Below are 2,520 nucleotides of genomic sequence, written 5' to 3'. Positions count from 1 at the left end.
CGCCAGCGCCTCCAGGAGGCCCTCGCGCTGTGTGACGCGTCAGATGCAACGTGCGCCCCCCTGCGCGCCTCCATCTTGGGCGTTCTTGCGACCGTGGCGATGTTCACGCGCGACCACGCGGTGGCCGAGAACGCGCTCGAAGAGTGCGTGCGCCTGCACGACGCCGTGGACGGTCTGGAGGTCGGCGTGCTGGCCCAAGCGCTGCAAGCGCTGGGCGAGTTCCGCGCCCGCCAGGGCAACTACGCCCAAGCCCTCGACGTGCTGATGCGCGCCTGCCTGGCATACGAACAGGCGTCAGGCGTAGATGCGACCCTGCAAACAGCGTGTCACCGCACCCTCGCCCAGGTCGAGGCGCACCTCGGCATGTGGGACGAGGCGTGTGGCTGTCTCTTGAAGGTCATCGACCAGCTCGAGGCGCGCCTCGGAAAAGACCATCCCGAGATCGCAGAGGTCTTGGTGGAGTGCGGAAACATCTACGTACTGGCCGGGCAGGCCTCGAAGGCAGCCTCTCTGTTCGAGCGCGCGCTCGGCATCGTGAGAGGGGAGAGCGACAGCCCCCAGGGCGAGAGCTACGTCTCAGTGGTGCGCGCGCTCGGCGCCATGCACTACCGCGAGGGAGACCTCGATGAAGCGCAGGCGTTCTTCGAACGCGCCCTCGACATTCGTAGTCGAAACGCCGAGACCGACGGGCTGCAGCTTGCCGAGTCGTATCGCGAGCTCGCCGCCGTGTACACGGCTCGCAAACGAACCGCCGTCGCCCGGCCGCTGCTGAAGCGCGCGCTGGCCGCCTACAAGGACTTCTTCGTTCCTCGATTCGCAGAGGTGGCCGCGACCCACCGCGAGCTGGCGTGCACGTGGCGCGAGGACGGGAATCTCGACGCCGAAGAACAGGCGCTGCACGCTGCGCTCCAGGCGCAGACGCACGCGCCGTCCGGCGAGGGTCTCGACATGGTCGACGTCTTGCTCGAGCTGGCCGACGTGTACGTTCGACGGGGGGCCCTCGAGCGCGCCGACGCGCAGCGCAAGCAGGCCGCGGCCGTGCTGAGCGAGACCATCGCGGCGCTGCGCAGCTCCGGCCGTGCCCACGAGGCCGAGGCGCTGGAACGACAAATGCACGAGATCAGCAGCACTGAAGAGGAGGCGTAACCCCATGTTGGCCAATCTCGGCGACGCGGTCGCCAGCCTCACGAAGAGTAGCGAAGACGTAGACAGCAAGATGGCGCAGGCGGAGTCCGGGGTGCGTCAGTTCACCGAATCCGCCAGCACCTTCCGGACCTCAATCGCAAGCGTCCAGGGTGCCGTGGATCAGAGCCTTTCCGAGATGGCTCGCACGACGAATCAGCTGGCGACAGCCCTCGAAGGCCGCTGCACCGAGATGGAGAGCGTAATCCGGGATGCAGACGAGCAGTTAAAGGGCATCCAACGCAGTCTCGAAGAGACGCGACAGCTTGTCAGCCAGCACGTGCAGCGCATCACCGCCGGCTACGACGCCCTGAAACAGCGCGCAAACGCCGCTCCAACTGCTCTTTCACAGGCCGTCGAGCACCTGGGAGCAACCCAGGCCACGGTGCTCGCACGCATCACGCAATCGCTTTCAGCGCTCGATACCGGGGCCAAGAAGATCACCACCGACATTCAAGCCTTCCAAGAAGCCGCCCATGCAGAGAGGGGGCGGGCCACGCAAGCCGTCGAGAACCTGTCGAAGGCCATCGCGGCCCTGCAGCCAGACGTGAGCGCAGCGCTTGCCTCGCGCTCGAAAGACGCCCGAGTAGTGGTCGATGCGCTGGGCGACAAGCTGAACGACCTTCTCCGGGAGAACATCCACAAGCCCATCAACGACCTGCGCACCCAGACGCGCGATGCGCTGCAGAAAGCCGTCAACGAAAAAACCGACGAGGTCACCAGACGCATCATCGACGAGGGCCTGGGGTTTCTCTTGCAGGGCGTCTCCAAGGCCCAAGAAGACAGCAGCGGAATCACTCGCGAGCTCAAGAAGCTGATTCCAGACCAGATCGATCGAGCCAGGAAAGACCTGGGCTACATTCTCGAGCACATCGACGAGATTCTCAAGGTTCTCGGGAAGTTCGTCACGCACAAGTTCGAGAAGGCGGTCGACCAGGGTATCGACTGGCTCAGCGAAAAGACCGGCGTCGATCTGTCCGGCCTCAAGGTGGTCAACCACGCGGTCATCAACAACCTGAACGCCGGCATCGACCTCGTCGCCGACTCAGGAAAGCTTCTCGTGGACACCTTCCTCCATCCGGAGAACACGCTGAAAAACTTGAAGACGGTGGGCAAGGATGTCATTCAAGTCGTCGCGACCTTCCCCCCCGTGGCGCTTGCGCGCACGGCCGTGTCAGCCATCGCCCCAAAGATCGCCAAAGCGGCGACCGCTGGCTTCGACGCCATCGGCCGACATCTGCCGCCCGGCGTGAAGAAGGCGCTCGACGAGCAGGCGGCACGAGCCCGCGCCCTGGTGGCGCAGGGTGCGTCGGTCTTGCGCAACACAATTGCACAAGG

2 protein-coding genes are annotated in these 2,520 nt (G+C 65.0%); both read left to right on the top strand.

Going from position 1 to position 2,520, the window contains the following annotated elements; translation table 11 throughout:
* Window positions 1–1,146 (top strand): tetratricopeptide repeat protein (locus EB084_23530; GenBank protein NDD31233.1); only part of this gene is annotated, 1,146 nt, incomplete at its 5' end.
* A gap of 4 nt (window positions 1,147–1,150) precedes the next feature.
* Window positions 1,151–2,520, top strand: a 1,370-nt coding sequence (locus EB084_23525; GenBank protein NDD31232.1) for a hypothetical protein, incomplete at its 3' end; no start/stop codon positions are given.

It is taken from the genome of Pseudomonadota bacterium, from assembly GCA_010028905.1.
Taxonomy (GTDB): Bacteria; Vulcanimicrobiota; Xenobia; order RGZZ01; family RGZZ01; genus RGZZ01.
This window is presented reverse-complemented; position numbering and strand designations above follow the sequence as displayed.